Below are 1,797 nucleotides of genomic sequence, written 5' to 3' on the forward strand. Positions count from 1 at the left end.
TTCTTATTTCTGTCCCAAATTTTTCTACCATTCCGTATAATTTGCAACTCATTATTAAAAATAAGCCCAGGAACTACGGACAACGTTAACACTGCATCTGTAGAGGGGGTTGTTGATGTTTCTCCAGGAAAAAAAGGATTTGTCGGATCTGGTATAGAAGGTTCTGGTCCACTGAGGCGGTCTGCCGATAAAAACCAAACTTTTCCATTTTCATCCTTTCTTTCTTTCAAATCATACATATAAGTTCCACCATCAATGGCGTTAATTTTTTCACCCTTAAGATCTGTCAGCGTAAAATGCGCTCCACCACTTTGATCCGTAATTAAATCACGCTTATTTGAAAAAGGATCCGTGATTTCAACTCCAGAATCAGCAACACTTATTGTATGTTTCCCAGCGCCTTTCTCAACCAAGAGATAATCACCACGGTTATGGGCAATCGTAGTATTGAACGCGAAATGTAAATTTCCTGAAAGATTATTCACATGAAGCTGAGAATAATATGGATCAGAACCTGTAAACGAAAAAATAACACTCCCTTCACCACTTAATTTTTGTATCAAAGAACTTTTTTCATCAAACTCATCAGTAATAGAGTATAGTTTTGTATCTTTTCCATTTAAAATAATATCTTCTACTGTGGTGCGTTGTTGATCATTCCCAGCATAAAGATGGATCTGCCCAGAATGGTTTACCTGTGTCTTGCCTTCTAATGTTGCTCCAGCATGCACCCATGATTTTGTTTGATCATTCATTGTTAGATTTTTTACAGATCCATCAGTATATATTTCCTGAATAGCACTCTCATTTAAAGTGACTCCAATAGCCTGACCGCCTTTTAAGATACGTTGTTTACCACCACCAAAAACTTCTGTGTGAAATGCAAAACCACCATTTTTTGCACTTTGAGACTTTTGCCCAACTTCTTGGACACCCCCTTGCATAACTTTTGTATTCCAAACTTTTCCGCCATCATATACTTTTTGTTGGCCTAGTGTTTCATCTTGACCATAAATGACAGTATGAGAAGCACTACTGCCTTTAATCTCTCCTCCAATATCCCCCTCGCCGAAAACAAGCTGCTCACCGCCATAAATTTTAGTCCCCTCTACTTTCCCTCCATTTCCAACACTTTGGTGCCCGCCTTCTTTAACAACAGCATTTTTCGAAAAACCTTGTTTTCCCTTTAAAGCCTGAACATTTTCAATTCCACCATGTTCAATTTTACTATTCTCACTGAGTCCTCCTGCATACACATAAAGCTCTGCACCATTCCTTACAGTGTTATTAATGGATCGCCCTGGACTATCAATCTCACCATCATTTGAAATGTATGCTTTACCTTCATTATCAAGGATATAATTTTCTAACATTGCCCCATCTTTAATGGAAATAAGTTCAGGCTTTTTAAGAAATGCAGTATTTTGTTCTTGTGCATTATATCCAGCATTGTCACGATGACTGCTGTCAAGCTCCTGTTGACTCGCAAACACTCTAGCACCCTTATCCATGATAAAATCGCTAGGCTTTTTCAAAAAGTCTAATTCATTGCGCGTTCTTATCATGACATCATGAGAGGCTCCAAGTATGCATCTGCCTGTTTTCATATCCTCATTGTATTGATCTTGAAATACTTTATCATTTTCATAACTTGAAGATTGACAAAAAAGTGCTGTTCCCCCCTCATTTGCAGCAGCAGCTTGCACAAAACAGCTGCTCAACATGAGTATCCAACAATGTCGTTTCCATTTATATTGTAGAGCCATATCCTCCCCCCTTCACGCCTGCATAGACACT

Annotated in this window: 1 protein-coding gene; it reads right to left on the reverse strand. The window is 38.5% G+C overall.

What is annotated here, in order from left to right; genetic code table 11:
- A partial coding sequence (locus tag ACFIL8_RS09780; protein ID WP_375689605.1) for a pertactin-like passenger domain-containing protein occupies nucleotides 1-1,766 on the reverse strand: 1,766 nt, incomplete at its 3' end.
- Nucleotides 1,767-1,797 lie beyond the last annotated feature (31 nt).

The sequence above is a fragment of the Bartonella sp. AP57NXGY genome (assembly GCF_042195805.1).
Classification (GTDB): Bacteria; Pseudomonadota; Alphaproteobacteria; order Rhizobiales; family Rhizobiaceae; genus Bartonella.